At 70.4% G+C, this 26584-nt stretch carries 20 protein-coding genes; 9 read left to right on the top strand and 11 right to left on the bottom strand.

The genetic code is table 11. From position 1 onward, the window contains the following. Window position 1: 1 nt before the first annotated feature. Window positions 2-2767 (bottom strand): ATP-binding protein, encoded by a 2766-nt coding sequence (locus ACQPYZ_RS09810; protein ID WP_433169646.1) that lies wholly within the window; start codon window positions 2765-2767, stop codon window positions 2-4. A gap of 164 nt (window positions 2768-2931) precedes the next feature. On the opposite strand from ACQPYZ_RS09810, the gene ACQPYZ_RS09805 reads away from it, so the two are divergent. Further along, complete coding sequence (locus tag ACQPYZ_RS09805; protein WP_433167134.1) at window positions 2932-3240, top strand: hypothetical protein; 309 nt, start codon at window positions 2932-2934, stop codon at window positions 3238-3240. Between the two features lie 53 nt (window positions 3241-3293). Here the strand turns inward: ACQPYZ_RS09805 and ACQPYZ_RS09800 are convergent, their stop codons facing one another. From ACQPYZ_RS09800 to ACQPYZ_RS09760, 9 genes are read right to left on the bottom strand one after another with little or no spacing between them, the layout of a single operon-like run. Continuing rightward, complete coding sequence (locus tag ACQPYZ_RS09800; protein WP_433167133.1) at window positions 3294-5102, bottom strand: lipoxygenase family protein; 1809 nt, start codon at window positions 5100-5102, stop codon at window positions 3294-3296. 10 nt (window positions 5103-5112) lie between these two features. Then, on the bottom strand, window positions 5113-5634 hold the full coding sequence (locus ACQPYZ_RS09795; RefSeq protein WP_433167132.1) for a DUF1440 domain-containing protein: 522 nt from the start codon (window positions 5632-5634) through the stop codon (window positions 5113-5115). Between the two features lie 5 nt (window positions 5635-5639). Continuing rightward, window positions 5640-6509 carry an alpha/beta fold hydrolase gene (locus tag ACQPYZ_RS09790; protein WP_433167131.1) on the bottom strand — a complete coding sequence of 290 codons (870 nt, stop codon included), beginning with the start codon at window positions 6507-6509 and terminating at the stop codon, window positions 5640-5642. Between the two features lie 22 nt (window positions 6510-6531). After that, window positions 6532-6864, bottom strand: coding sequence for a Rieske (2Fe-2S) protein (locus ACQPYZ_RS09785; protein WP_433167130.1), 333 nt, complete (start codon window positions 6862-6864; stop codon window positions 6532-6534). Between the two features lie 15 nt (window positions 6865-6879). Beyond that, window positions 6880-8610: a GMC oxidoreductase gene (locus ACQPYZ_RS09780; RefSeq protein WP_433167129.1), complete on the bottom strand. Its 1731-nt coding sequence runs from the start codon at window positions 8608-8610 to the stop codon at window positions 6880-6882. Window positions 8611-8616: 6 nt separating this feature from the next. Next, the gene (locus ACQPYZ_RS09775) at window positions 8617-10617 is read right to left on the bottom strand and encodes an alpha/beta fold hydrolase (RefSeq protein ID WP_433167128.1); all 2001 of its coding nucleotides are present in this window, start codon (window positions 10615-10617) and stop codon (window positions 8617-8619) included. 2 nt (window positions 10618-10619) lie between these two features. Next, complete coding sequence (locus ACQPYZ_RS09770) at window positions 10620-11960, bottom strand: Dyp-type peroxidase (protein ID WP_433167127.1); 1341 nt, start codon at window positions 11958-11960, stop codon at window positions 10620-10622. 4 nt (window positions 11961-11964) lie between these two features. Then, complete coding sequence (locus tag ACQPYZ_RS09765; RefSeq protein ID WP_433167126.1) at window positions 11965-12585, bottom strand: hypothetical protein; 621 nt, start codon at window positions 12583-12585, stop codon at window positions 11965-11967. 24 nt (window positions 12586-12609) lie between these two features. Continuing rightward, the gene (locus ACQPYZ_RS09760; protein ID WP_433167125.1) at window positions 12610-13383 is read right to left on the bottom strand and encodes an SDR family oxidoreductase; all 774 of its coding nucleotides are present in this window, start codon (window positions 13381-13383) and stop codon (window positions 12610-12612) included. Window positions 13384-13617: 234 nt separating this feature from the next. On the opposite strand from ACQPYZ_RS09760, the gene ACQPYZ_RS09755 reads away from it, so the two are divergent. Further along, the gene (locus ACQPYZ_RS09755) at window positions 13618-13998 is read left to right on the top strand and encodes a hypothetical protein (protein ID WP_433167124.1); all 381 of its coding nucleotides are present in this window, start codon (window positions 13618-13620) and stop codon (window positions 13996-13998) included. A 29-nt stretch (window positions 13999-14027) separates the two neighbouring features. On the opposite strand, the gene ACQPYZ_RS09750 is transcribed toward ACQPYZ_RS09755, so the two are convergent. Further along, on the bottom strand, window positions 14028-14621 hold the full coding sequence (locus ACQPYZ_RS09750) for an alpha/beta hydrolase (protein ID WP_433167123.1): 594 nt from the start codon (window positions 14619-14621) through the stop codon (window positions 14028-14030). A gap of 144 nt (window positions 14622-14765) precedes the next feature. Here ACQPYZ_RS09750 and ACQPYZ_RS09745 point away from each other — a divergent pair, with 144 nt between their 5' ends. The 7 genes from ACQPYZ_RS09745 to ACQPYZ_RS09715 all read left to right on the top strand — a co-directional run bounded on the left by ACQPYZ_RS09745 (window position 14766) and on the right by ACQPYZ_RS09715 (window position 26584). Next, window positions 14766-15518 carry an orotate phosphoribosyltransferase gene (locus tag ACQPYZ_RS09745; RefSeq protein WP_433167122.1) on the top strand — a complete coding sequence of 251 codons (753 nt, stop codon included), beginning with the start codon at window positions 14766-14768 and terminating at the stop codon, window positions 15516-15518. A gap of 121 nt (window positions 15519-15639) precedes the next feature. After that, on the top strand, window positions 15640-18417 hold the full coding sequence (locus tag ACQPYZ_RS09740) for an ATP-binding protein (protein WP_433167121.1): 2778 nt from the start codon (window positions 15640-15642) through the stop codon (window positions 18415-18417). 93 nt (window positions 18418-18510) lie between these two features. After that, window positions 18511-19521: a hypothetical protein gene (locus tag ACQPYZ_RS09735; protein ID WP_433167120.1), complete on the top strand. Its 1011-nt coding sequence runs from the start codon at window positions 18511-18513 to the stop codon at window positions 19519-19521. 28 nt (window positions 19522-19549) lie between these two features. Continuing rightward, on the top strand, window positions 19550-22309 hold the full coding sequence (locus ACQPYZ_RS09730) for a helix-turn-helix transcriptional regulator (RefSeq protein ID WP_433167119.1): 2760 nt from the start codon (window positions 19550-19552) through the stop codon (window positions 22307-22309). 4 nt (window positions 22310-22313) lie between these two features. Beyond that, window positions 22314-25052 carry an AAA family ATPase gene (locus ACQPYZ_RS09725; RefSeq protein ID WP_433167118.1) on the top strand — a complete coding sequence of 913 codons (2739 nt, stop codon included), beginning with the start codon at window positions 22314-22316 and terminating at the stop codon, window positions 25050-25052. Between the two features lie 68 nt (window positions 25053-25120). Continuing rightward, window positions 25121-25546: a hypothetical protein gene (locus ACQPYZ_RS09720; protein ID WP_433167117.1), complete on the top strand. Its 426-nt coding sequence runs from the start codon at window positions 25121-25123 to the stop codon at window positions 25544-25546. A gap of 66 nt (window positions 25547-25612) precedes the next feature. Beyond that, window positions 25613-26584 carry an ArsR/SmtB family transcription factor gene (locus ACQPYZ_RS09715; RefSeq protein WP_433167116.1) on the top strand — a complete coding sequence of 324 codons (972 nt, stop codon included), beginning with the start codon at window positions 25613-25615 and terminating at the stop codon, window positions 26582-26584.

Below are 26584 nucleotides of genomic sequence, written 5' to 3'. Positions count from 1 at the left end.
CCTACAGCGGCGACGTGCTTGGGCGCGAAGGCACCGAGCCACGCAGCTCGCGGCGGGATGCTACGCCCAGTTTGGTGAAGACCTTGCGCAGGTGCCATTCGATCGTGCGAGAGCTGAGGAACAGCTCTGCCGCGATCTCCCGGTTGGTGCGCCCTTCTTGAACCAGCCGGATGATGTGTTCCTCCTGCTGGGTGAGCACGCGCGACGTTTCGATGACACGCTTCCGGACCTTCTCACCGGTGGCAGCCAACTCGATGCGCGCGCGCTCGGCGAAGGCTTCGGCGCCGATCGTCGTGAACTGGTCGAACGCCATGCGCAACTGAGGCCGCGCAGCCGACCGCCGATTCACGCGACGGAGCCACTCGCCGTACAGCAGGTGCGCTCGGGCCAGGTCGAGTCTCAGCGGTGTCCGGCTCAACCGCTCGATGGCATCGACGAACCACCGCTCTGCCTCGGGACCCTCGGCGAGGAGACCACGGCACCGTGCCGCGATCCCCTTGGCCCAGTCGGAACCCTCGATGTTCGTCATCGCCGAGAGACGGTCCAGCCCTTCCTCGGCAAGATCCGCCTGTGTCGTGCGCGTGGCGGCCTCGATGAGTTCGGGCAGGATCCACTGCGTGATGTACGGCAGGCACGCCTCCGCGGTGGCGGGTTCCGCGGCGGCCACTGCCTCGCTGTATCGGCCGAGGCCGTTGTTGAGCACAGCCTTGGACCAGTCGGCCATCTGGAGGGCCAGCCCCTCCCCGCGCTCCAGCGCGTCCTGGACAGATGCTGCGAAGAGCGGAGCTGCCGCCGCAGGCCGTCCCCGGTACCCCGCCAACAGGAGGTCGTAGGTAGCGGCCAGTCTGATGCCGGTCACCTCGTTGACAACGCCCTTCTCAGCGGCCAACGAAGCCGCCCTGTCGAAGTCGCCACACATCGTGACCGCCAGGCCATGAGCGTTCAAGGCCACGAACAACGGTGCCAGTGCCCCGGTCGCGCGGGCGACCTCGACGTCCCGGGCGCTCAGCATGATCCAGCTGTCGACGTCCCACACGCTCATGCACGCGACCTGAGCGAGGACTCCCCACTGCAACCTGTCCTCGTCGGCTACCTGGTCGCCGCGGAACGCGTCGATGATCGGTCGCATCCGGGACTCCGCTGCCGCACCTCCGTGCAGGATCATCGTGGTCAGGCCGTCGAGCAGCAGGTCGCGAACCTGCGGGCTCGACGTCGGCCGTGGCGCGGCCCGCGCGGCCCGCGAAACCTCGGGCAGGAGCCCACCGGATCCTGCGAGCGGACCGGCGACGGCCGAAGCCAGCCACGCGTGCAGGTACGCCGTCCGCGCGAGCTCGATGTCCAGTGATTCCAGCGTCTCGGCCGCCTGGACCAGCAGAACGGGCGCCTCCCGCCCAGTGACGGAGGCGGACGCGACCTGAGCTCGGAGCATCTCGACGCGGGCGCGTTGCAGGTCGTCGACCGAGTGAGCCTGGGCCCGGGCAAGCAGGCTCAGTGCAGCATCGAACGCACCGGCGTGAAGGTGTGCCAGAGCCGCCGCCAGAGCTCGATCGACGTAGCGTCGCGGGTCCTCGGTCAGCGTCACGCAGCGCTGGAGGAACGCGGCCGAGGCCGCTACTCCGGCCCGGGCCTGGATTTCGGCCGCAGCCCGCTCGAGTGCGGTGGCGACCTCCTCGTCCGGTCCGTCGGCAGCAGCCGCCAGGTGCCATACCCGACGCTCCGGATCGGTCCGATTGGCCGCGGCCAGTGCCCGGTGCGCCGTACGTCGATCCTCCGCCGACGCCGCCACGTAGGCGGCCGACCTCACGAGCGGATGGCGGAACCGCACCCGGGAGCCGATCTCGAGCAGCCGCTCCGCACGGGCCGCGGCCGCCGCGTCGGCTCCCAGTCGAAGTGTCTGCGCGGCGCTCCACAGGAGGGTGGGATCCCCGGTGGGATCGGCAGCCGCCAGCACCAGGAGTTGCCGCGCCGATTCAGGCAGGTCCTGAACCTGGCGAAGGTAGAGGCTCTGAAGCCGGCCGTCCAGACTCGCCTGGCGCGGACCGGCGAAGCCGCCGGCCAGCTCGGCTTCGGTCATGCTGCGGGCGAGGTCCAGCAGTCCCAGTGGGTTGCCACCGGTTTCGGCGACGATGCGCGAGCGGACTCGCTCGTCCACGGAACCGGGGACGGACGCTGCGAGCAGCGCCTGCGCGTCCTCGTCGCTGAGACCCTCCAGAGTCAGCGTCGGCAGATCCCCGAACAACTTCTCGCCGCCCTTCTCCCGGACGGCGAACACCAGACCGATCGGCTCGGCGTGCAATCGCCGGCCCACGAAGCCGAGTACCTGAGCCGAGGCCTCATCCAGCCACTGGGCGTCGTCCACCAGGCACATCAGCGGCCGTCCGTCGGCGCTCTCGGCCAGCAAGCTCAGGACCGCGAGGCCCAGGACGAACCGGTCCGAAGCAGGTTCGGCCGACATCCCGAAGGCCACTCGCAGCGCGCGCTGCTGAGGTTTCGGCAGCCTGTCCACGCTGCCCAGGAGCGGCGTGCAGAGCTGGTGCAGCGCCGCGAGCGGCAGTTCCATCTCGGATTCCACGCCGTCGATCCGAGCGAGCCGGCAATCCGCGGCCTCGCTCGCGAGGTAGCCCATCAGCATCGTCTTGCCGATGCCGGCCTCGCCACGCACGACGAGTACGCCGCTGGCGCCTCCGCGGACTCGCGCCAGCAGCTCGTCGAGAGCCCGGCGCTCGCGCACGCGCCCGGCGAAGGCCGGCGTTTTCGATGCGGGCATGACGTCACGATAAGTCCGGGTCCCCGGCGGCGAAAGGCACCCGCCGCGCACCCGCCGGTGGCTCCCCGGTGCTCGGCGTGCGCCGACCAGGGTCGTGCCCTGGTGCGAGGCAGGTCCGTGAGACCGACCGTTGAGGAAGGGTCTTCCCACACCTGGAGGTCGTCATGACTACCAAGATCACCGTGATCTTCGACAACCCGGACAGCCCGGACGCTTTCGAACGTGCGTATCCCGACCTGCTCGAACGAGCGCGCAAGATTCCCGGCGTTCTGCGGATCGAGACCGCCAAGGTCTGGCCGAAGGAGGACGGCTCGCCGACCCCGGCGTACCGGCTCATCGACTTCTACCTGCCGGACTACGCGACGGCGAGCGCGGCGGTCGCCACCCCTGAGGCCGGCGAATTCTTCCCGCGCGCGTTCGAGCTCGCCACCGGCGGTGCACGCGCCGTGTTCGCCGAGCTCGAGGAATCCTGAGCGAACGCGCACGACGGCCGCGCCTGACCATCGGCGCGGCCGTCGTGCGTTGTTCAGAGCTCGATGTTGCGTTCCCACTGCCAGATCTGACTGGTGCCCGGCTCGTGCCTCTCGACGAAGTCGATGACGAACTCGCGCAGCTCGATCAAGGCGTCATTGCTGGTCTCGTCGTCGAAGAACAGCTCGGCGTCCGTTCCCTCGAGCGGGACGAAGGGCACGTACGGCGGTGTCGCCCAGAAGATGAAGTAGAAGTGCAGCATCTCCCCGATCGTCCCGGTGTTCGGCAGGAACCGGTGCAGGGCGCGGGTGTCGAAGCTTTCGGCCGGGTCGGGAATCGTCGGTTCCTGCAGGCACGGCGGGAAGTTCGCGACGAAGGTGAGGACCGGGTTGGCGCTGCGGTACAGGCGGCTGGTGCCGTGCGCGGTGATGCGGTAGATCAGACTGTGCAAGACCCGCTTGAGTGCGTCCTTGGAGTCCATCGCGGGCAGGCCGCCGATGTTGCCGCCGTCCGGATCAGCCGACACGGCGATCCACTGAGCGAGTTGACGGTCGGCGCGTACGTCGTGGTCGGCCGGGTAGGCGTGGTCGACATAGGTGTCGACATAGCGCCCGGTGGCGTTCCAGATGGACAGCAGATCGCCGACGATCGGGAACCCGTCCCAGGACTCGGCGGTGGTGAAGTCCGACTCGGTGACGCCGAGGTGTTCGAGCTGCACGGTCGGGTCGTCGTCGAAGAACCCACGGCCGTCGGCGTACCGGTCGACCAGCTCGAGGAACTCGCGGCTACTGCTGATCGAGGTCGGCGGAGCGGCCGCGGTCCACTGCAGGAGCAGGACGTCATCGAAAGGAATCAGGAAGCTCGACTGCGGTTCGAGCAGCCGTCGGGCCGGGTGGCCGGGCGGAAGGGTATCGAACATCGTCATCAGCATCGCCGCGGTGACGAGGTGCCATTGGTACACGTGACCGAGCCAGATGCCGTAGACGGTCACCGACACCTTCGCTGCCTGGAGCGCGTACAGCCAGGCGCTGGAGGTGGTCGACCCGCTCTGGCGGGCGAAGATCTTCGGCTGGTTGTCGCCACCGGCGACGCGGATCAGCTCGGGGGTCATGGCCTTGGTCACGGCGTCCTGGACAAGGACGGTCACCGTGCCCGGTGTGAAGCGCGGTGCTCCGGCCACCGTGTGGGTCTCGAGCGTCTCGTAGATCCTCAGGTCGATCACGTACAGCAGGCCGGCCTCGGCGGCCGCGTCCAGGTCAGCGGTCCAGGCGGTACCGAACAGGTCGCGCCATGGCCCGGCGTCCGCGGTGCGGACCTTGCGGGTCAGGAGCAGGTTGTAGGACCGCCCGTAGTTCGCGATCGTCGGGAAGAACGCCTCGGTCGCCTTGCCGACCTGGTCGACGTCGACGGTTGCCGCGTACTCGTCCAGATGCGGCAGGCCCAGGCTGTAGACGTCCGGGAGCGTGGTCCACGACATCGACCACTGCCGCGGATCCTCCAGTGAGACGGTGGTGAGGTTGTGGCCGGCCGGTGCGTCGTCCTGTTCGCTGATCTTCTCCGCCGCCAGCGCGGCGTGGATCTCCAGCGGATTGTGGTGCAGGAAGTTCCTCAGTCGCTCGCGTGCCCGCGCCCGCTTGGCGTCCGGCGGTTGGTCGCCGTACAGGAAGGTGTAGGCGCGGTTGGTGGTACCGCGGATCGTGTACATCCGGCCGAGGCCCTGCAGGGCCTGCTCGTACTGCTTGACCTTGACCCCCAGCCGGACCAGCGTGTCCGGCATGCCGCGCAGGTCCACCGGCACCGCCGGAGCGTTGTCGAAGCCCAGCTTGCGGAGCGGAAGGTGGTGGAACGCGTGTGTGCCAGCCATGGCGTTCTCCTTACTGGTGGACCGGCTTGGAGTGGGTCAGGCGCCGGTAGGTGGTCGCGGTGCTCAGGCCGTAGGTGAGGTGGGCGGTGAGGTCCTTGGCGAGGACCTTGGCGCTGTACTTCCAGATCGGCTCGTACAGGCCGGCCAATGGGAGTACGACGTAGCCCGTGCTCCACACCGTCGCGCCGAACGGGACGCCGTACCGGATCTTCGGCGTCGGGGTGGAGCCGGCGACGACGCCGTACGCCGCGCCGTTGGCGATGCCGAACGCCCAGTGCGTGATGTTGTTGACCAGCGCGGCCCGGCGGTCGGGGAGCTCGCGGTGGAGCAGACCTTCGAACAAACGACGGCCGACCTGTGCGGGCGCCGGCGCCTGGTCCCAGTTCTCGATGTCGGCGGAGAATTCCCACCGGCGGAACGGGCTCTTGCCGCCGCCGGCGCGGTACTCGGCGTAGAGCAGCACGTCCATCGCCAGCGTGCCCACCGCGCCGGCGACCAGGCCGCGGGCAATGGCTCCCAGGGGTGTGAGCATGATGATCAGGCTCCTTCGACGACGTCGGCCGCGCCGAGGAACTCGGTGACCAGGGCACCGAACTCGCGCGGATACTGGAACAGGAAGCCGTGCGCGGCGTCGGGATAGATGCGCAGGCGGGCGTTCGGCAGATAGTCGACGAGGAGTTGGGAGTTCGACGTCGGGATCATCATGTCGTTGGCACCGGCCGCCACCAGCGTCGGCTGCGTGATGCCGGCCAGCCGGTGGAGCCTGGTCGGGTCCGGGATCCCCCACTCGACGATGGCGTCGTACTGCGCCCGCGCGACGTCGAGACCGTTCGGCTTGTCCCGGCCGTTCGTGCGGCCGAAGGCGCGTTGCAGATAGGCCCGTCCGAGTGCACGGCTGGTCTCGGTGACCTCGAAGAAGATGTGCAGCAGGTCGTCCGGACCGTTGTCCGCCTGGTTCGCCGTCCGTTCGATGTCGACGATCCAGCCGTGCATCTGCGGCCCACCACGCGGTCCGGTACCGGCGAGGACGAGCCGACGGACGGCACGCGGCCGCAGCAGGGCGACCTCCTGCGCGACCATCCCACCGAGCGAATACCCGAGTACGTCGACCAGCCGCAGGCCGAGCGCGTCGAGGAACGCGATCGCGTCCCGCGCCATCTCGGTGACCGTCAGCGGAACCCGGCCCGAGGAACCGCCGACCCCGGTGTTGTCGAGCATGATCACTTCGCGCTGCGCAGCGATCGTGTCGACGAGCAGCGGGTCCCAGTTGTCGAGATTGCCGCGGAAGTGCTGCAGGAACACCAGCGGCGGCTGCCGGTCCTGACGGCTCCCGAGGCGCCGGTACGCGTAGGTCACACCGTTCTCCGCCTCGATCGTCCGGATCGGTTCGGTCAGCGTGTCATTCATGATCGTGTTCCTTCACTCGCGGTCACAGCCGGACTTGGAGATTGCCGTCGGCTTCGCGGACCTCGTACACCCGCAGCCGGGTGGCCGTCCCGACCAGCACGGCGCCGGTGGCGAGGTCGAAGCGAGAACCGTGGCACTGACACATCACCGTCGGTCCGGCGAGCAGGCCGCCGGACAACGGGCATCGCTGGTCGCTGCAGGTACAGAGGTCGTCGAACGCGTAGACCTGCCCGTCCACTCGTGCGATGGAGATGCGGAGCCGGCGATCGCTCACGTACTGCGGGACCACCGTGCCGTCGGCGACGGCGTCCGCCTGGGCGACGGTGCGGAACACCCCTGCCGCGAGATCGGTCATCGGATCGTCCTTCCGCTAGTAGGGGTAGTCGGGGATGACGTCGGACTTCTTCGCATCCAGGCGCAACTCCCCCGGCGCGCCCGCGGGCACGACCGGGCGGTGCGGCATCACCGGACTCACCCGCTCGTACCCCGACCCCAAGGGCGGTCGTGGGTCGGCGTCGCCCTTGTTCGGCCACAGCGACAACGCGCGCTCGGCCAGCGCCGTGATCGACAGCGACGGGTTCACTCCGGTGTTGGCCGGCATCACGCTGCCGTCGATGACATGCAGGCCGGGCCGGCCGAAGACCCGCTGGTACGGGTCCACGGCGCCGCTCTCGCTGCTGTCGCCGATCGGGATCCCGCCGGTGAAGTGCGCCGACGCCGTCCGGTTGACGACCTCGAAGGGCAGCGCACCCTGACGGCCGTTCATCCGCGCCGCCATCCGGTCGACGAACTCCTCCACGATCGGGATGTGCACCGACGGCGGCGAGCCGGAATGACGGCTGCGCAAGCGGCGGCCGCTCCAGTAGAGCTCGATCGACGTGTCGGTCGTCTGCGAACAGAGCATGATGACCGTGCGCTCGGCCCACCGGCGGGGATCGCTCAGACTCAGCACGGAGCCCGGTTGCTTGAGCAACTGCTTCACCCACGACGCGGTCGGATGCTTCTGCTCCCCGTGCTGGTGGTAGGTGACGAGGAACGCGAACAGGTCGTTCCCGACACCCCAGTACACGGGCTCGATGCTGGTGACGGCATCCGGCCAGACACCGGAGGTGATCGACACCGATCCGGGGGTGAGGCGGATCCGGTCCGGATCGCGCTTCCACTCGGCGTTCGTCCGGGTGATCGCCAGGAGCTGCTCGGAATTCGTCCGCGCCCGCTTCCCGAGCTCGGTCGAGACGCCTGGCAGCCGGCCCTCGTGCTGCATGTGCAGCAACAGCTTCGCCGAGCCGTAGGCGTGCGCGGCCACGATGACCTGCTGCGCGGTGTAGGTGCGATGCGGCCAACGGGCCGCGCGCTGGACCCATCCCGGATGCCGCGCGTAGACCTCGAACCCGCCACCCTCGAGCGGCTGCAGCGCGAACACCTCCTGCAACTCGTGGACCCGCGCGCCCAGCTTCTCGGCCAGGTACAGGTAGTTCGTGGTCAGCTTGTTCTTCGCGTTGAAGCCGCAGCCGATGTTGCACTTGCCGCACGAGATGCACCCGGTACGCCGAGGGCCCACGCCACCGAAGTACGGATCCTCGGCCTCCACACCGGGATTCCCGAAGTACACGCCGACCGGGGCCTTGTTGAACGTCTCTCCCCGGCCCATGTCGTTCGCGACCTGCAGCATCACGCGATCGACGTCGGTCGGCTGGTACGGGTACCGCACCGCTCCGAGCATCCGGGTCGCCTGGTCGTAGAACGGTGCCAGCTCATCGGCCCAGTCGGTGATGCTCGACCACTCCCGGGCCTCGAAGAACTGCTTGGGCGGCACGTACAACGTGTTCGCGTAGACGTGCGACCCGCCACCGACCCCCGCGCCCGACAGCACGAGGACGTCGTCCAGGTACTCGACCCGCTGGATCCCGTACAGCTCGGCCGCGGGGAACCAGAGGAACCCGGGAAGGTGCCACTGGCTCTTCGGGATGTCCGCGTCGTTCCAGCGCCGGCCGGCTTCCAGCACCCCGACCCGGTACCCCTTCTCCGCAGCTCGCAGGGCGGAGACACTGCCGCCGAACCCGGAGCCGACGATGAGCACGTCGTAGTCGAATCCCGCCATCGCGGTTCACCTGCTCTCGGACTGGTTCTTCAGCGCGCCCAGGATCGTCGCCGCGTACTCGGCCGGGGTGTCCTCCCACGCGAAGTGGCCGGCCTCCAGCACCACGAGCCGGCTGTCCGGGATCCGTTCGGCCAGGAACTCGGCGTTCGCCATCGGTACGACGCGGTCGTGCAGGGCGCCGATGATCGTCACCGGCGTGGCGATCGTGGGCAGGAGCTCGGCGAGCACCGGGAGCTCTTCGGGATAGCGACGTACGTAGGCCATCGACTCGAAGAACCGGTCGCCCTCGTACGACGTCAGGTAGTCGGCCCGGATCTCGTCCGGTACGTCGTGGGCGTGGGTGTCCATCGCCGTGTTGACCACCGCGTGCGGGTCGGTGTGCCGGTACTTCTCCAGGTCCGGGTCGAGGACCCACGACTTGAGCGGGTCGCCCAGCTGCACGGGGACCGCGACACCGCCGGCCCCGACGACCAGGCCGGCGAGCTGCTCCGGGTGGTCCGCGGCCGCGAACAGCGCCGCGGCGGTGCCGACGTCGGGCGCGACGACGTACGGCCGGCCCAGGTCCAGCTCGCTGATCAGCCGGCCGAGGAACCCACCCATGGCACGCGGCGACATCAGGTCGTCACGTCGCTCGGACCGTCCGAAGCCTGGGAGGTCGACCGCGACCACGCGGGCGCGTTCGGCCAGCGTTGCCCAGATGGGCGCGAAAGCGTACAGACTCTCGGGCCACGGGCTGGTCAGCAGGACCGTCGGCTCGTGGGAGCCTTCGCTGTCGGCGTAGCGGATCCGGACACCGTCGACGGTGCGGAACCGGGCCCCAGGAACGTGTGTGGTCGCCATACCGTCCACGGTCGCGGCTCTCTCCGCGGCTCGCGCCAGTGGCGGACCCTGGTCGAAGACCTCCCGAACACTGGTCGGCTCGAGCTGCGGCTGGTGGTTGAGCGTCCTTCGGACCTTCGCCGACGCTGTGTAGATCCGGCGTACGTTCATGATTTCGCCCAGCGGCCGGTGCTGGTCGGTGACCCGCCACTGGTTGAACGCGAGGGCGTCACCTGCTTCGACGTTCCGGGAGACGTCCTGGGGCGGGACGCGGATACGCCCGACGGTCACGTACGGTGACAGCTTCTCCGGCCATTCGACGGTGGCCCTGTTCACCGGCATCTTGTCGAGGTCGGCACACAGCTGCACCTGCAGGTCGAAGTCGAAGCCGTTCGCCGTCAGCTCGTCGGCGACGACCGGTCCGTAGACGTCCGGTCCGCTGGTGAGGTCGAGCTCGTGGTGGCGAGCGCGTTCGGTGTTCCCGGCCGCCGCGGCCACGCGGACCTTGGCGACGTAGTCGCCGTGGCGGACCGCCGCCATCGAGAAGTAGGTGGTGAGCAGCGGATTGCGCACCGGCGTCCGCGTCGCGGTCTTGATGAAGGCGAACAACTCGTCCCAGGCCCACTCGTGCTGCTCGAGCGTCCCCTTTCCGGTGACGAAGTCGCCCAGCAGGTCGTGGAAGCCCGCCTGTCCGCGGGCGAGGTACTGGCCCAGGTTGTTGCCGATCTCCTCGATGAACAGGTAGTGCTTCGCGGTGTTCGCGATGAAGGTCGGGCTGTTCTTCAGCACCAGGTCGAACGTGGGCGCCTCGGGCTCTTCGTCGACCAGCTTCACACCGTCGACGCCGAAGATCTTGAGCGCCAGGCCCAGCACCGGCCCGAGCTGTGCGTCCGGACCGAGATGGTTGGACGCGCTCGAGAACCGCAGCGCCACGTCGTGCCGGCAGGGTCGGGCGTAGATGCCTTGCGCGTACGGCGCAGGGACGTCACCGAGGATGTCGAGCTCGCCCCTCACCACGCCGATGGCCTTGGCATGCGCTCCGCGGACCGCGCGGCCGGTGCCCTCGACGACCGGCGACTCGCGACCCTTCTGCTCCCAGAACTCGATGATCTTCGCCAGGTACTTCTCCAGGTCCGGATCGATGGTCTCGAGATCCGGGGAGTACCGGACGAATTCTTGTGTCTGCATGGTCAGTGCTCCTCTCCGAGCCATCGCAGCGCCGACAGCGACGGCAGGAAGAAGTACTCGCCACCACGCAGCACGTTGAAGGTCTCGATACCGTGGACCCGGCGCCGGACGGGGTCGCGCGGAATCGTGAAACTCGCGCCGGGTTCCTGCACGCCGACGTTCGGGTCGCGCTCCTCGCCCAGGTTCATGAAGTTGCCGTTGTTGATCCACTCCTGCTGCAGGAACTCCATCGTCGCCATCGCCTTCGCGCTGATGAACAGGAAGTAGAGCCCGCGGGGGATCTCGTCGTCCTGGGCCGACACCGCGGAGGCGTCGTACGGCGCGCCGAACGCGGTGCTGCGCCGGATGACGCGGTGGATGTCGACGTCGGCCAGGATCTGCATCTGCGTGTCCCGTGGATTCATCCGGCGCATGTGGGCGCCGAGCGGCACACGGTGGCCGGCCTGGTCGGCGGCGTACGTGAAATCGTTGTTTCGCAAGGGATCCGCGCCGAGAGCGGGATCGTCGCGGTCCGGCGCGAGGGTGAGCGGTGCGCCCGACCGCCAGCGGCCGACCAGCTTCGCGGCGAGCAACTCACGGCTCTCGTCGGACGTCGCGTGGGCGCGCAGGAAACGGTTGAACGCGCCGACGCGTGACTGGTACTTGCGCAGACCGACGAACGTGCCGTTCCGGCCGAGGACGTCCGGCTCCGGTGCCGGAAGGGGTACGCCGGACTCACCGGGGTACCCCAGGACGAACTCACCGGCCTTGATCGCGGGCCCTTGGCCGGGAAGCGGTTGCACACCGCTTCCCTCGACGGCCGGCTGCCCGATCGAGTCCCGGTACCCGAGCGAGTTCAGCGCACCGGGTTGGGCACCGAAGTCCTGCTCGGACAACACCGTCAGGCCTCGGTAGTGGTGCCGTGCCACCGTCATCGTCCGGCGCCACGCGTCCTCGGAGTCACTGAACACGCTGACGCCGAGATGGACGGCTCCGGTGCCGAAATGCGGTTCCCAGTTCGCCGGGTCGTTGACGCCGCGGTCACGGAGCTGGTCCGCGCGGGCGGCCATCCCGACCCGGAACGCCTCCGGGAAGCTCCGGAGCGAATCGTCCGGTACGCCGAGAGCGGCCAGCCCGGAGTACGTCAGCCCCACCGCGATCCACGGCCCGTCGGCCTGCCACCAGTCGGCGGCCGAGTCGACGAACGGCGTCACGTCCCGCAGGAACCTCCGCCCGGCCCGCGCGTCGTCGACGTGGAGCATGACGTGGGTTCCGTAGTACGGCTCCGGCCGGTAGCGCAGCACCGTCGCCTGGATGTCGTCGAGCTCCACGGCGACGGCGCCGCGCGGCAGGGCGAGGGTCATGGCACTAGTCCCCGATCTTGTCCAGGAACTCGTCGACGGCCGCACCGACCCGCCGCAGCCGCCGGGTCTCGGCCACGGTCAGGTCGTTGGCGACGTACCAGCCCTCGGCCGTGACCTGGTACTTCGCCAGGTAGTCCTTCGCCTCCGGACTCCGGATCCCGGGCCAGTCGAGCCAGGCCGAGTCGATGATGTCCAGGAACTCGGGGATCTTCGTCGCGAAGTCGTCGATGTAGGCGTCCCAGTCGCCGTCGTACGCCGTGGCGAACAGCATCTTGGTGTCGTTGTCGAGGAACACGAAGCGCATGTCGTGCACGGTCCCGACGTCGTCCGCGCCGGCCAGGTTGCCGCCGAACAGCTTGAGGAAGGCCCGCAGCCGCTCGGCCCCGCCCGGTGCGAACGGCACGATGATCGTCAGCTCCGACACCTTCCCCAGCCGACTGCCCACCCGGCCGGCGCTCTGCACCGGCGGCGGCAGCTCTGCCGTCACCTGCGACGCGAGCTGGTCGAGTACGGCGTCCAGCGCCTTCTTCCCGATCTCGGGCGCGTCCGCGAACAACTGCCGCAGCTGCTCGAGCTTGTCGTCAGCTCCCTGATCGGAGCGGGTCTCCGGTTGAACGGTTGCCATCTGTCGTCTCCTCCTCGACTACCCTCAGGCCGCGCCGGAACTGGCGAACTGCGCGGCGCGGCCGGCGCGCATCATCGCGATGTACCCCTCGTAGTCGCGGCCCTTGACCGCGAACTTCTCGAGCACCCAGGGGTGCGTCGAGATCATGAAGCGCTCCTCGGCGAGGCCCTGGACGACGATCTCGGCGAGTTGCTCCGTGGTGATCGCGTCCTGCCCCTCCGGCGTGGCCTCCTTGCCGGCCAGGATCGGCGTCCGGACGGCCGCGGGGCACAGGACGCTGATGCCGATGCCCTGATCGACGTACGTCGCGGCCAGCCACTCGGTGAAGCCGATCGCCGCGTGCTTGGTCACCGTGTACGAGACGGTGTCGAAGATGACCAGCAGGCCGGCGGCCGAGGCGACGTTGAGCAGATAGCCGCTCCCCTGCGCCAGCATGTGCGGGATCGCGTACTTCGCCGCGAAGATCTCCGACATCAGATTGACGCCGATGATCTGCTGCCACTGCCCGGTCGTCGTCTCGATGCCACCGTCGATCGCGATCCCGGCGTTCGACACGAACAGGTCGATCCGGCCGAAGCGCTCGATCGTGGCCGCGACCAGCTGCGCGACGTCCTCCTCCTGCCCGACATCGGCTGCCACCGGGAACGCTCCGATCGGCGCGGCCCGCGTCGCACAGGCCGCCGGATCGAGGTCGGACAGGACGACGCGCGCGCCGTCCCGCGCGAACCGGGTACACAGTGCGAGTCCGATCCCGCCGGCTCCGCCGGTGACGACGACCACCTTGCCGTTGACATTCATGTCCAGCTCCTTCCGGTCGGCCCGCCGACCACGTTGCTCGTCAGGGCACCGGGTTCGCATCGGCCAGTGGACAGTCCCGCCACCCGGGCGTCAGCGGCCGAGGTCCGGGTGGAACGAGCAGCCCGAGGTCCCGGGGGCACCAGGGGACTTCGCCAGTGCTGGTCACTGGTGCGACCCGGGGTCGTGGGGCAGGAGGGTGGTCTCAGGTGCGAAACACGATCTGGGAGGCGCGTGATGAAGCTCTTCAGCGGTTGGCCGGGCGCGTCACACCAGGTGCACGGCTCGCCCACCGGTGCCGACTCTGGGCCGGTCATTCTGCTGCTCGACGACGGGATCGGCACTCAGGAGTCGCTGGAGTGGGCTGCGGCCGAAGCGGCCGCGCGCGGGTCGGAACTGCGGATCGTCACCGGCGGACGGGTGCGCCTGCTGGTGAACGAGGCCCGGAGGAGTGACGGAGCGCTCGTCGTGCTCGGCCGCGGACGGAACCTCCACCGGCTCGAACCGGCGCTGGCCCGGCGCCTGATTCGCCGTACGTCGGCCTCGCTCGCGGTGATCGGCTGTCGCACGCCGGGCTGTCCGCCCCGTCGATGGAGCGGGTTCGCCCCGGCGGAATGAACCGGTCGGCTCATTCCGCCGGGGGTGGATCAACGGGCGGCTCGCTCGATCACCTGGGTGACCGCCGAGGGCTGCGAGACCGCGACCAGGTGGGACGCGCCCTGGACCTCGACCTTCTTCGCGCCCGCCCGGTCAGCCATGAACCGCTCGGCGGCCGGCGCGATCGCCTTGTCACCGGTCGGGATGACCGCGTACTTCGGCAACGCCGCGGGAGCGGCCTGCTCGACCGGCTCGGTGAACGCCGAGGCCACGACCGGCCGTTGCGCCGCCACGAAAACGGCCGCCTGCCGCGCCGGGATGTCCGCCGCGAGAACCGGACCTGCCGTCTGCGGGTTCACCGCGAGGTCGACCCCGCCGGGGTAGCTGATCGGGGTCAGCACCTGGTCGAGCTGACTGCCGGGGAACTGCGAGTTCAGCGCACCGAGCGTCTCGCCCGCCTCGGGGATGAAGGCGGCCACGTACACCAGCGACTTCACACCGGCGGTGTCGCCCAGTTGGCTGACCAGCGCGCCGCCGTACGAATGACCGACGAGCACCTTCGGACCGGGAATGGTGGCCAGGACGCCGCGCAGGTACGACGTGTCGGCCGCGATCCCGCGCAACGGGAGTGCCGGGGCGACCACGGTGTAGCCGTCGCGCTGGAGCCGGCTGGTGACACCGGACCAGCTCGAGCCTCCGTGCCTTGAGCATCAGCACGGGGGGACCAGGGTAAGCGCCAGGGGTTGTCCCCGGCGCGAACGCACCATGGGAGACGGGACCGTCATGGCATGACATCCCCACAGCTCCCACCGCAGCGGAACGTTGCCAACGCGCACCGAGTGCGGCTCGGCGATTTGGCCGACCGGTCAGGTGCGCCTGCCGCACCGGACCAGGACCTGCTCGCCAGACTCGCCGCCGTCCCGGGGCTGGTCCGTCCGGGCGTCTCGCACTGGGACATGACGACGCGTTTGCCACTGCACCCACTGTCGGTGGAGAACGCGTACGGCGACCCGCGCCTGTTGCACGACCTCGCCGTACCCGGAGCGACGTTCGCCCGCCGGCTTGACGTCGACGTGGTCGTCGGTGCGGAGACCGGCGGCATCCCGCTCGCCGTCGCGGTCGCCCTCACCGGTGACCTTCGGTTCGCTTTCGTCCGCAAGCCCGGGTACGTCGGGCACGAGGACCACGAACCGCGGGTGCGCGGCGCAGCCGTCGCGGGCCGCCGGGTGCTGCTGGTCGACGACGCTGTCTCGACCGGCACGGCGCTCGAGGCGTTCGCCCGCGAACTCCAGCACGAAGGTGCGGTCCTCGTCGGAGCCTTCGCCCTGGTCGACATGCGCGACGTCAGCACCTCGGTCACCGCGACCGCGGCGGAGCTCCCGCTCGAATCGGTCGCCACCTACCTCGGCGTACTCGACGCAGCGACCGAGCAGGGCGTGCTCGATCCCACCATTCACCGGCTGGCCGTCGACGCCCTGCTCAACCACTGGCGTGACGACGACCCCCGCTGGTCCGACCTGACCCAACGCCCCGCCGCCTGACCCGCCCTGATCGGCACGGTCCCGGCCGTCTGGTGCGGACCTGTGCCCGGCGGCCTCTCGTCCACCCCCGACCGACCGGATTACAGTGAAGTCTCTCGCTCGTAGAGCGAGGGGGAGACTCATGGTGGCACCAGGTCGGAGGCGGGCGTTCAGCGGACCGCGCCGGGCCGCACCGTTGCGCGGCCGGCAGGCGGAACGGCATGCGCTGGACGAATTCCTGGAGGACGTCCGCGCCGGACGTGGACGGGCGCTCGTGGTCCACGGTGACGCCGGCATCGGCAAGACCACCCTGTTGAACCACCTCGCCGACACCGCCTCGGGATGCCGGGTGGCGCGGGCAGCCGGCATCGAGTCCGAGATGGAGCTGGCGTACGCCGGACTCCACCAGCTGCTGACGCCGATGATGCACCGCCTCGAGCAGCTCCCGCGCCCGCAGGCCGAAGCGTTGCGGACGGCGTTCGGCCTGAGCTCCGGGACACCGCCCGACCGTTTCCTGGTCGGGCTCGCGACGCTGAGCCTCCTGGCCGAGGCGGCCGAGGACCACCCGTTGGTGTGCGTGATCGACGACGAACAGTGGCTCGACCGCGCCTCCGCGCAGGTGCTCGGGTTCGTGGCACGCCGGGTCGCCGCCGAGTCCCTTGGCCTGGTGTTCGCGGCGCGGACACTGAGTGCCGACCTCGCCGGTCTGCCCGAGCTGACCGTCGACGGCCTCGACGACGAGGACTCGCGCGCCATGCTGGTCGGGGTGCTGACCGCACCGCTGGACGCGCAGGTGGCCGATCGGCTGATCGCCGACGCCGGCGGCAATCCGCTGGCACTGCTCGAGCTGCCGCTCGGCCTCACTCCGGCGGAGTTGGCGGGAGGGTTCGCGCTGCCCGACGCCGTACCGCTGGCGGGCCGGATCGAGGCGAGCTTCCGGCGCCGGCTGGAGGCCCTTCCGGAGCGGACCAGGGACCTGCTGTCGCTCGCCGCGGCCGAGCCGGTCGGCGATCCGGTCCTGGTCTGGCGGGCCGCCGAGCGCCTGGACATCCCGGCCGAGGCGGTGGCTCCCGCGTCCGAGGCCGGTCTCCTCGAGGTCGGTGCCCGGGTCTGGTTCCGGCATCCGCTGGTGCGATCCGCGGCCTATCGATCGATGACGCCGGAGGCGCGGCGGCAGGTTCATCGCGTCCTGGCCGAGGTCACGGATCCGGACGCCGAGCCTGACCGCCGGGCCTGGCACCGGGCCCACGCGACCGCTGCTCCGGACGAGGACGTGGCCGCCGAGCTCGAGCGGTCCGCCGGCCGGGCCCAGGCGCGCGGTGGGATGGCCGCGGCCGCGGCGTTCCTCCGCCGGGCTGTCGGGCTGACCGCCGACCCTGTACGGCGTACCGAGCGCAGCCTCGCGGCCGCCCAGCTGAGCTTCCAGGCCGGCGCCTTCGACGCGGCGCTCGGACTGCTGACGACCATGGACACCAACGCACTCACGGACTGGCAGCGTGCACAGGCCGACCTGCTGCGAGGCCACGTCGCCTTCGCGTCCGGCCGCCTGACCGAGGCTCCCCGCCTACTGTTCGACGCCGCGCAAGGACTGTCCACCGTCGACGTCCAGCTCGCGCGCGAAACCTACCTGAACGCCTGGGCCGCCGCGGTCGGCGCCGGGCATCTCGCCGAGGAAGGCATCCTGCTGCGGATCTGCGGCGCGGCCCGGGAGCTTCCGGCGGCGGGCGATCCGCAACCGCTCGCGCTCTTGCTCGAGGGGCTGGCCGTGCTCGTCACCGAAGGACACGCCGCCTCGGCGCAGACCTTGCTGCGCGCCGCCCGGATGTTCGCCGGCGGCGAGCGTTCGGTCGACGACATGTTGCGCTGGGGATGGCTGGCTGCCGCGGTCAGCATCGCCGTCTGGGACGACGACGGCCGGCTCGCGATCGCCGACCGGACGGTACAGCTGGTCCGCGACGCCGGTGCGCTCGCGCAGCTGCCGGTCATCCTGACCGTCCAGGGCACCGCCGCGCTGCTCAGCGGCGACTTCGCGACCGCAGCCATCGCGATCGCCGAGGGCGAGACGATCGCCGCGGCGACCGGTAGCCGGGTCGCGCCACATATCGCGCTCCGGCTGCTCGCTCTGCAGGGTAAGGAGGACGAGGCGAGAGCGATGATCACGGCCACTGCCGGACGGGCCGGGGAACAGTCGATCACCGCGACCAACGCGCACTGGGCCGCCGCATTGCTCGCCAACGGACTCGGACGGTACGACGAGGCCGTCACAGCCGCCCGCCGAGCGACCTCGGACCCCTTCGAGCCCTGGATCTCCGTCTGGGCCCTGCCCGAGCTGATCGAGGCGGCGGCACGGACCGGCGAGACCGAACTCGCCCAGGCCGGGTACGCCCGGCTCGTCGAGACGACCCGGGCGAGCGGCACCGACTGGGGGCTCGGAATCGAGGCGCGATCATTGGCCCTGCTGACGGACGGCCCCGCCGCCGAGCCGCTGTACCGCACGGCGATCGAACGCCTGGGCCGGACGCGGATCCGCCCCGAGCTGGCACGCAGCCACCTGCTGTACGGCGAGTGGCTCCGCCGCGAAGGCCGGCGCGTCGACGCGCGCGAGCACCTGCGGTCGGCGCTCGACCTCTTCACCGCGATCGGCATGGATGCGTTCGCCGACCGCACCCGGCACGAGCTCGCAGCAACCGGCGAACGGGCCCGCAAGCGGGTCGGCACACCCACCGTGGAGCTCACCGCACAGGAGGCCCTGATCGCGGAGCTCGCCCGTGAAGGCCTCTCGAATCCGGAGATCGGCGCCCGGTTGTTCCTGAGCGCCCGGACGGTCAAGTACCACCTGGCGAAGGTGTTCACCAAGCTCGAGATCACCTCCCGGGCTCAACTCGACGCGGTCCTCCCCCGCGACCCCACCACGGTGTAGCGACCGGCTCGTCCCGTGAACGGACTGTCCACTGGCCGATGCGAGCACCGTCCACCGTCCAGCATCCTGAGCAGGAAACGGGCGGAGGTCTCGATGAACCGAACCAGGCGCTGGCGCATCGGGTGGACGCGTTCACCGTCCGTCGCCGATGGTGACAAGGCGGCGCCGCTGGCCGCCCTCGACCGGGCGACCACCTGGTTGAACCCACGGCCGGACGTGCTGCGAGATCGCGTCCTGCTGGTCGATTTCTGGACCTATACGTGCGTCAACTGGCTGCGCACCGCGCCGTACCTCCGGGCCTGGCAGCAGAAGTACCACGAGCACGGCCTGCTGCTGATCGGCGTACACACTCCGGAGTTCGACTTCGAGCACGACCTCGACAACGTCCGCCGGGCGGTCCACGAGCTCGGGATCGACTATCCGGTCGTCGTGGACAACGAGTACGACGTGTGGACGTCCTTCCACAACCGCTACTGGCCGGCGCTGTACTTCGTCGACGTGCACGGACAGATCCGGCATCACCAGTTCGGTGAGGGCGACTACGAACAGTCCGAAGCGATCATCCAGACGCTGGTGGCCGAATCCGGACGCGACGGATTCGACGCCGGCTTCGTGCAGGTCGACCCGACCGGTGTCGAGGCCGCGGCGGACTGGACCAACCTCTGGTCTCCCGAGAACTACCTCGGCTCCGAGCGCACCGAGAACTTCGCCTCACCCAACGGCGCGGTCCTCGACGTCGGCCACCTGTACGCCGTACCGCCCGAGCTGCCGCTGAACGCGTGGGCGCTGGCCGGGAACTGGACCATCACCGGACGGGAGGTCGTGCTCAACCTGCCGGACGGCACGATTCGCTACCGCTTCCATGCCCGCGACCTGAACCTGGTGATGAGGTCCGGTCACGGCCGCGTCCCGTTCCAGGTGCGGGTCGACGGCGGACCGCCCGGGGCCGCGCACGGCGTCGATGTCGATGCTGAGGGCAACGGTGTGCTCGACGCGCCGCGGCTCTACCAGCTCGTCCGCCAACCCGGGCCGGTCGTCGACCGAACCTTCGACGTCACCTTCCGGACCGCGGGCGTGCGAGCGTGCGCCTTCACGTTCGGCTGAACGATCCGTCCCGGAGGAAAGAATCGTCATGATCTCGACGCAGCGCAGCCGGACGTCCGGGCTCAGAGGCCGGGAGAACGAGTGCGCCAGGCTGGAGAAGCTGACCGATGCCGTCCGGAACGGCGGGAGCCAGGCGCTGGTCGTCAACGGGGATGCCGGCGTCGGAAAGTCCGCCCTGCTCGAGTATCTGGCCGCCGGCGCGGCGGCGGCCGGCTGCCGGGTGGTGCGGATCAGCGGCACCCAGTCGGAGATGGAGCTCCCGTTCGCCGGCCTGCAGCAGTTGTCCGCTCCCCTGCTCGGCCAGGCGGGCCGGCTCCCGGCGCCGCAGTACGACGCGTTGCGGACCGCGCTCGGGATCGCCGTGGGACCGGCGCCCGATCGGCTGCTGGTCGGTCTCGCTGTGCTCGGCCTGCTGTCCGAGGCGGCCGGTGAGCGACCACTTCTGTGCGTGGTCGACGATGCGCACTGGCTGGATCGAGCCTCCCTGCAGGTTCTCGGCGTGACCGCCCGGCGGTTGGGCGCCGATGCGGTCGGCCTGGTGTTCGCCGTACGGGAACCGGCTGCCGATCTGGCCGGACTGCCCGAACTCGAGCTCCCCGGCCTGCAGCACGACGCGGCGCGGGCAGTGCTCGAGTCGGCGTTGCCCGGGCCCATCGATCCCAGGGTGCGCGACCTGATCGTGGCCGAGACCCGCGGCAACCCGCTAGCCCTGCTGGAGTTGCCGCGCAGCCTGTCACCCGCGCGCCTGGCCGGCGGCTTCGGACTGCCCGGCGGCACACCGTTGACCCATCGGATCGAGGACAGCTTCGCGCGGCGACTGAGCGCGCTTCCCGACCAGACCCAGCAGCTGCTTCGGCTCGCCGCCGCCGATCCGTCCGGTGACCGGTTGCTCGTCCGGCGGGCAGCGGATCTGCTCGGTATCGACGCGCACGCGGACGTGCCGGCCGTCGAGGCCGGCCTGGTCCAGTTCGGCGTACAGATCCGGTTCCGGCATCCGCTCGCCCGGTCGGCCGCGTACCGGTCGGCCGGATTCGCCGAGCGGCGACGGCTGCACGCCGCGCTCGCGGACGCGACCGATCCGGACTTCGACCCCGACCGGAGAGCCTGGCACCGCGCTGCCGCCGCACCCAGCCCGGACGAAGCGGTCGCTGCCGAGCTGGAGCACTCCGCCGGGCGAGCGCAAGCCCGGGGCGGCTTGGCCGCGGCCGCGGCCTTCCTGGAGCGCGCGACCCTCCTGACCGCCGATCCCGCGCGACACACCGAGCGCGCGCTCACCGCGGCGCAGGCGAGTCTGCAGGCAGGTGCGTTCGAGAAGGTGCAGGAACTGCTCACCATCGCTGAGACCGGACCGCTCACCGAGGACGCGAGTGCCCGGGTCGATCTGCTCCGCGGACAGGTCGCGTTCGCGTCGGGACTGGGCAGTGACGCACCGCCCCTGCTGCTCAAGGCAGCGAAGCGGCTCGAGTCGCTCGACCCCGACCTGGCCCGGGAGACGTACCTGACCGCCTGGATGGCTGCCCTGTTCGCCGGCAGACTGGCCGGTGCCGGGGACCTCCTCGAGGTCTGTCGCGCGGCCCGCGCCCTGCCCTCGTGCACTGCGCCACGGACGATCGACCTGGTCCTGGACGGCCTCACCTTGCTCGTGACGGACGGACCGGCCGTCGCGGCATCGGCGTTGCGTCGCGCCCTGACAGCCTTCATGGATGCGAAGATCACCAAGGAGGAGGCCTTCCGCTGGGGATGGCTCGCACAGGCCGCGGCCAGCGCGCTGTGGGACGACGACGCGTGGCGGACGCTGGTCTCGCGCCAGGTCCGGTGGGCTCGTGAGGCGGGGGCGTTCGACGAACTGCCCGTGATGCTCGGCGCTCTCGGTACCGCGGCGGTCTGGGCCGGCGAGTTCGCCACGGCCTCCGCCCTGATGTTCGAGGCGGATGCGATCTGCGAGGTGACCAATGCCCGGGCGGCTCCGTTCACCGCGATGCTGCTCGGGGCTCTCCGAGGCAGCGCGGCCGACGTACTGCCGTTGATCGAGGGCACCATCGCGGCCGCGGAGGCCGGTGGCCAAGGCATCGCCGTGGCGTACGGGCACTGGGCCGCGGCCGTGCTCCACAACGGGAACGGCCGGTTCGCCGAGGCGCTCACCGCGGCGCGGTCAGCGGCTGACGACACCTATGCGCTGCACATCTCGATGTGGGCCCTGCCCGAGCTGATCGAGGCCGCCGTACGCACCGGGGACTCCGACGTCGCCGCCGACGCCCTCGCCCGTTTGTCGGGGTTCACCCGGGCCGGTGGGACCGACTTCGGCCTGGGCATCCTGGCACGCTGCCGAGCGCTGCTCAACGACGCACCGGCGGCCGGCGACCTGTACCTCGAGGCCATCGAGCGCCTCGGCCGGACCCGGCTTCGCCCTGAGCTCGCGCGAGCGCATCTCCTGTACGGCGAGTGGTTGCGCCGCCGGAACCGCCCCGCGGACGCCCGCGACCAGCTACGGATCGCCTACGACCTGTTCTCGACGATGGGCGCAGCGGCGTTCGCCGACCGCGCCCGGCGCGGGCTTGCGGCGAGCGCAGAGAAGACCGGCCGACGGGTCGTCGACAGCCTGAACCAGCTCACCGAGCAGGAGGTTCAGATCGCCCGGCTCGCTGCTGACGGCAAGACCAACGGCGAGATCGGGGCACAGCTGTACGTGAGCCCGCGGACGGTGGAATGGCACCTGCACAAGGTGTACGCCAAGCTACGCATCACCTCCCGCCGCGAACTCGCACCCGCGCTGCGCAAGGCGACCTAGATCGATGACCGAGCTGGTGGGACGGGGTGACGAATGTGACGAGCTCGACCGGCTCGTGTCCGACGTGGGCGCCGGCACCAGTCGCACGCTCGTCCTGGTCGGCGAACCCGGAGTCGGCAAGACCGCCCTGCTGACCTATCTGGCCGGCCACGTATCCGGCTGGCGCATGCTGACGACCGCGGGCGTCGAGTCCGAGATGGAGTTGCCGTACAGCGGTCTGCAACAGCTGTGCGCGCCGCTGCTGGATCAGCTCGACGAGCTACCGGCGCCCCAGCGCGATGCACTGCGGACCGTGTTCGGCGTCGGCGCCGGCAGGGCGCCGGACCGGTTCATGATCGGCCTCGGCACGCTCACACTGCTGGCCCAGGCCGCCGACCAGGAGCCGCTGCTCTGCCTCGTGGACGACGCTCAGTGGCTCGACGACGCCTCCGCCCAGATCCTCGCATTCGTGGCTCGCCGCCTCCTCGCCGAGCGCATCGCGCTGATCTGCGCCGCGCGCCCGGGACCAGCCGCGAACGCACTCGACGGCTTGCCGGTGACCCTCGTCCAGAGCCTCGACGAGAGCCAGGCCCGGCCACTCCTGATGGATCACCTGCACGGCCCGCTGGACGCAGGGGTCGTCGACCAGATCCTCGCCGAGAGTCAGGGCAATCCGCTGGCACTGCTCGAGTTGCCCCGCACCTGGCGCGAGACCGACCTGGCCGGCGGATTCGGCCTGCCCGGCGATCCGCAGTCGCTGAGCGGAAAGATCGAGCGAAGCTACGTACGGCGTCTCGACGGGCTGCCCGACGACACCCGGCTGCTCACGCTCGTCGCCGCCGCGGACCCCGTCGGCGACCTGCAGCTGATCCACCGCGCGCTGAGCGCCCTGGGCCTGACGATGGACGCGGCCACGCCGGCGGTGCACACCGGGATCCTGCGCATCGGTGGCCGGGTGGCGTTCTCCCATCCGCTGGCCCGCTCCTCGGTCTACGCGGCGGCCACCACCGCCGAGCGCCGCCGTGCGCACCGGACGCTCGCCGACGTGACCGACGGCCGGACCGATCCGGACCGGCGGGCGTGGCATCGATCCCGCGCCACCGGAGCGCCCGACGAAGAGGTTGCCTCCGAACTCGAGCGGTCCGCGGACCGCGCCGCGGCGCGGGCCGGTCTGGCCGCCGCCGCCGCGTTCCTCACCCGCGCGACCGAGCTGACCCCGGGCCGGCCCGAGTTGACCCGGCGCGCCCTCGCCGCGGCCTCCGCCAACGTGCTGGCAGGCGCCTTCGACCGCGCCCGATCCATGATCACCGTCGCCGAAGCCGGGCCGCTCACCGAGGCACAGCACGCACAGATCGAATTGATCCGGGCCCAGCTGGCGTTCGCATCGAGCCGGGGCAAGGAGGCCATGCTGCTTCTGCTGGCCGCCGCCCGGCGCCTGCAGCCGCTTGACCTTCCGGCAGCGCGGCAGACGTACCTCGACGCCTTCTCCGCGGCCCAGTTCGCCGGCCGGTTCGACGAGGGAGTCGGCACCGGCGAGGTGGCTCTCGCCGCGCAGAGCGCCACACTCCCCCACGATGCCGAGCCCACGCCGGGCGACCTGTTGCTGGATGCCTTCACCGCAATCACCGACGACTACGCCACCGCTGTACCGCTCGGCACCGTGGCCCTCAACGCCCTCCGTGGCGGCGGTCGGCCCGCACTGCGCTGGCTGTGGCAGGGCTCCGTCCTCGCGTTCGAGCTGTGGGACGACGACAGCGCGTTCGTGCTGTCCGAACGGCACCTGCGGACCGCCCGGCAGACCGGTGCGCTCACCGAGTTGCCGCTCGCGCTCGGTTCCCACACGCCTGTCCTCGTCTTCAGCGGTCAGCTCACGGCCGCCGCCACACTGGCCGAGGAGGCCCGATCGGTGCTCTCCGCGGCCGGCATCGCCGAGGCGCCGTACGGTGCGCTGATCCTGTCGGCGTGGCGCGGGCAGGCGCGCGAGGCACTGGAGCTCATCGACAGCGCCAGACGCGGCGCGGCCGGCCGGGGTGAAGGAATCGGTGTCGCGATCTGCGAGTACTCCCGTGCCGTCCTCTGCAACAGCCTCGGCCGGTACGGCGAGGCCTTCGACGCCGGCCGGAACGCGTGCCTGGACCCGAAGGAATTCGTCGCCCACAACTGGGCGATGGCCGAGCTGATCGAGGCCGCCGTACGCACCGGACACCTCGACATCGCGGCGGAAACGCTGGCCCGGCTGACGATGAAGGCGCGGGCCTGCCGCACCGACTGGGCCCTCGGGATCGCGGCGCGTTCCCGGGCGTTGGTGACCGACGACGAAGGTGCGTTCCGGGAGGCGATCGAGCGGCTCGGCCGATCGAGGGTCCACGCCGAGCTGGCCCGCGCACACCTGCTGTACGGCGAGTGGCTCCGCCGCGCCAGACGCCGTACCGACGCCCGTGAACAACTCGCGACCGCCGACGAGATGTTCGCGACGATGGGCATGGCCGGGTTCGGGCAGCGCAGCGCACGTGAGCTGCTGGGCACCGGAGCCGCGCCGCGCAAGCGCGCCGTCGACACCGCCACCGAGCTCACGGCCCAGGAGGCGCTCGTCGCCGGACTCGCCCGCGACGGGCTCTCGAACCCGCAGATCGGTGCGGAGCTCTTCCTGTCCGCACGCACCGTCGAATGGCACCTCGGCCGGGTCTTCGACAAGCTCGGCATCAGCTCCCGCCGCCAGCTCCACGCCGCCCTCGCCGGGGACAGGGGTACACGACCCGGGTGACACCCTGGTGTGACCGCGTCGCGAACCGTCCAGCCTGGACACAGGATCCGCGACGAAGGAGGACAGCTGTGAACCTCACGACGTACCTGGGCAGTGGCGACGCGAGCAAACACCGCCGGGACTACCGGCCGGACTGGCTCGACAACCTCGCCGACGACGTGACGATGGAAGGATCCGTGCTGAACGGGATCCCGCAGGGACCGGAGGCGATCCGGCAGATTCTCGGCTTCGCGCGGACGCTGTACGAGTACCAGGAGTTCATCTACGTGGGGCCGTACGGAAGCGCCGGATTCGTCGAGGACTACACCTCGATGGTCCGCGGCGAACCCATCGGCAGCGTCGTCGTCATCCGTTTCAACGAGGACGGCCAGGCGGCCCGCATCGTGGTGAACCACCGTCCGCTGTCATCGGTCCTGCTGTGGTCCGAGCTGATGGGCAAACACTTCGCCGGTACCCCCTACGCCGAGTACTTCCTCACCACCGACGCCGGTTGAGGCGTCGGGATTCGGGTGTCGTGCAATGGCTTTCGGTTGTTGCTGAATGGTGCATAGCGTGGGCCTGTGTTGACGTTGCACTTGAGTGCGCTGGACCTTGCGCGGACGGTGGTGCGTCCGGAGCCGGTGCTGTCGACGGAGCTCGTGGCGGCGGGCCGGCGGCTGGTGCAGCCGGGTGTGCCTCGACATCTCGAAACCTGGTACGCACGGACCCGGGCGGCGCTGCGGCCGGTGATGCGGCCGTTCCTGGACCTGATGGCGGTGCCGCGCTGGGCGCCGGATTTCCTGATGTCGGTGGATGTTGGGAACCAGCACTTCGACCGGCAGGTCGAGCAGGTGCTGGCGACGCCGGGCGACGTACTGCGGGCCGAGCTGCGGCCGCGGGTCGACGCCGGTGAGTTGCCGGCGCGTACCGCCGCGCTGGCAGCCGGCGACCGGTCAGCACTGGAGCAGTTGGGCGCGGCGATGATCGCGTTCCACCAGGTCGCGCTCGCGCCATACTGGCCGGAGATCACGGCCGCGGTGCATGCGGATCGGGCGGCACGTGGCACCACGTTGGTTGACCAGGGCATCGACCAGGTTCTGCGAACCCTCAGCCCGCATCTGCGCTGGGAGGCGTCGTCGTTGTCGTACGAATGTCCGGGCGGAAACGACGTCGAACTGGAGGCCTGCGGGCGCGGCCTGGTGCTGGTCCCGTCGTACCTGGCGCCGGTGCCGAGTTTTCAGAACAGCCCTGGCGGGCCAGTGAGGATCCGCTATCCGATCGACCGGCTTCCGGTCGAGCTCACGACTGAGCGACCGCTGGCCGATTTGCTGGGCCGACGCCGCGCCGAAGTGCTCGCGCACGTGCGTGGTGGTCGCAGCACGAGCCAGATCGCCAATGGCCTTGCGATCTCGCTCGGCTCTGCCAGCCAGCACACCAAGGTACTGCGAGCGGCCGGTCTGATCAGCACCCATCGTGCCGGGAGCGCGGTGCGGCACACGCTCACCCCGCTTGGTGCTTCGTTGCTGCGGGCCGCCGGTACGGCGCCGATGTAG

Source organism: Kribbella sp. CA-247076 (genome assembly GCF_050942445.1).
Lineage (GTDB): Bacteria > Actinomycetota > Actinomycetes > Propionibacteriales > Kribbellaceae > Kribbella.
The sequence above is the reverse complement of the archived record's forward strand: the minus strand, read 5'-3'. Positions and strand labels throughout refer to the sequence as shown.